At 72.8% G+C, this 2,123-nt stretch carries 2 protein-coding genes and 1 pseudogene; 2 read left to right on the forward strand and 1 reads right to left on the reverse strand.

Features of this window, described 5'->3' with window-relative positions; translation table 11 throughout:
- Together L2I40_RS22290 and L2I40_RS22295 are read left to right on the forward strand one after the other, a co-directional pair.
- Nucleotides 1–1,055: pyridoxal phosphate-dependent aminotransferase (locus tag L2I40_RS22290; protein WP_237217505.1), on the forward strand; the 1,055-nt coding region annotated here is incomplete at its 5' end.
- Between the two features lie 36 nt (nucleotides 1,056–1,091).
- Nucleotides 1,092–1,451 (forward strand): VOC family protein, encoded by a 360-nt coding sequence (locus L2I40_RS22295; RefSeq protein ID WP_237217507.1) that lies wholly within the window; start codon nucleotides 1,092–1,094, stop codon nucleotides 1,449–1,451.
- Between the two features lie 111 nt (nucleotides 1,452–1,562).
- Here the strand turns inward: L2I40_RS22295 and L2I40_RS22300 are convergent.
- A pseudogene (locus L2I40_RS22300) lies at nucleotides 1,563–2,123 on the reverse strand (4-(cytidine 5'-diphospho)-2-C-methyl-D-erythritol kinase); the annotation flags it as partial.

Genomic DNA, 2,123 nt, shown 5'->3' on the forward strand with positions numbered 1-2,123 from the left:
GCATGGAGGTCGGCCAGCCCGGGACCGGCGCCCCGCGCGGCGCCGCGGAGGCGGCGATCCGCGCGCTGCAGGCCGGCAGCCCGATGGGCTACACGGAAGCCTTCGGCCTCGCATCGCTCCGCGCCCGCATCGCCCGGCGCTATGCGGAAACCTACGGCGTCGTCGTCGCCCCCTCGCGCATCGCGGTGACGGTCGGCGCGTCCGGCGCCTTCCCGCTCGCCTTCCTCGCGGCCTTCGATGCGGGCGATCGCGTCGCGATGGCCTCGCCCTTCTACCCGCCCTACGCGAACATCCTGACGGCGCTCGGCATGGTGCCGCAGCTGCTGCCCTGCGACGCTGCCACGCGCTTCCAGCCGACGCTCGCGATGCTCGAGAAGCTCGACCCGCTCCCCGCCGGCCTGATCGTCGCGAGCCCCTCCAACCCCGCCGGCACCATGCTGCCGCCGGAGGAGCTGCGCGACATCGCGCGGTGGTGCCACGCCAACGGCGTGCGGCTGATCTCGGACGAGATCTATCACGGCCTGACCTGGGGCACCGTCGCCGAAAGCACCGCGGCCGCCTTCAGCGACAGCGCGGTCGTGGTGAACAGCTTCTCGAAGTATTTCAGCATGACCGGCTGGCGCATCGGCTGGCTCGTGCTGCCGGAGGACCTCGTCCGCCCCGTCGAGTGCCTGGCGCAGAACATGTTCATCTCGGCGCCGCACATCGCCCAGGTCGCCGCCGAGGCCGCCTTCGACTGCGTGCCGGAGCTCGAGGCGAACAAGGCCGCCTATGCCCGGTCCCGTGCGCGCCTGCTCGAAGGCCTGCCGCAGGCCGGGCTCGACCGCATCGCGCAGGCTGATGGCGCCTTCTATCTGTGGTGCGACGTCGGCCACCTGACCAACGACAGCGCGGCCTTCTGCGCCGCGATGCTCGAGGGCGCGGGCATCGCCGCGACGACCGGCCTCGACTTCGACCGCGATCGGGGCACGCGCTTCCTGCGCTTCAGCTATTGCGGCGTCGAGGCCGACATGGCGCAGGCCCCGGACCGCCTGAAACGCTGGCTCGGACGCTGAGGCTTCGGGCATGCTGCGGTGCGAGAGGAGGCCGCCATGCCCGACCGCCCCGCCTTCCGTCCCGGGACCAACATCGCGATGAAGATGCCGCCGGGCGAGTACGACCGGCTCGTCGCCTTCTATCGCGACATCCTCGGCTTCGAGGTGATCGCCACGCAGCCCGACAGCACCGTGTTCCGTTTCGGCGACAAGCGGCTCTGGGTGGATCGCGTGCCGACGCTGAGCCAGGGCGAGGTCTGGCTCGAGGTGCAGGCCGAGGACGTGACCGCCGCAGCCGCCTGGTTCGCCGCGCGCGACGTCGCGCGCCGCGACGAGATCGAGCCGCTGCCTGACGGATTCGACGGGTTCTGGATCGCCGCACCCGGCGGCATGATCCATCTGGTCAGCCGCGGCTGAGCGCGCCTGGAGCAGCGCCCGATCAGGTGGAACCGCTGCGCCGTGCCGCTGATCGGCTATACGCTGCTCTAGATTCGAGACTCCTAGAGCAAGACACCCGATCTGACTGAATCAGTCAGATCGGATATTGCTCGAGGCGGCGTGCAGCCCGCCGCCCCAGCGCCACCAGGCTGCGGGCAGCGCCGCGGCCGCCCGCGTCGCCGCATCCTCGGCCACGAAGATCCCGAAGCAGGTCGCGCCCGATCCGCTCATGCGCGCCAGCAGGCAGCCCGGCTGCGCGGCGATCGCGGCGATCACCTCCGAGACCGGCGGGCAGAGCGCGATCGCCGGCGCCTCGAGGTCGTTGCCGAGCGGCCGCAGCCAGGCCGCGAGCGCCGCCGCATCCGCCAGCCGCGCGGGCATCTCCGCCGGTGGTGAGAAGCCGCCGCCGCGCGCCTTGAACACCGCCGGCGTGGCGAGGGCGAGGCGCGGATTGGCGAGCAGCAGGCCGAAGCGCGGCAGAGCGGGCGCGGCGCTCAGCGACTCGCCGATCCCCTGCATGCGCATCGGCCGCGACTCCACGCAGACCGGCACGTCGGCACCGAGCGTCGCGGCGACGGCGCGCAGCGCCGCCGCGTCGCAGCCCGTGCCCCAGAGCGCATCGAGCGCCCGCAGCGTCGCCGCCGCTTCGGC

Source organism: Falsiroseomonas oryziterrae (genome assembly GCF_021864505.1).
GTDB classification, from domain to species: domain Bacteria; phylum Pseudomonadota; class Alphaproteobacteria; order Acetobacterales; family Acetobacteraceae; genus Falsiroseomonas; species Falsiroseomonas oryziterrae.

Coding starts and splice junctions, on each gene's coding strand:
- L2I40_RS22295 (WP_237217507.1), top strand. CDS start 1,092: ATGCCCGACCGCCCCGCCTTCCGTCCCGGGACCAACATCGCGATGAAG.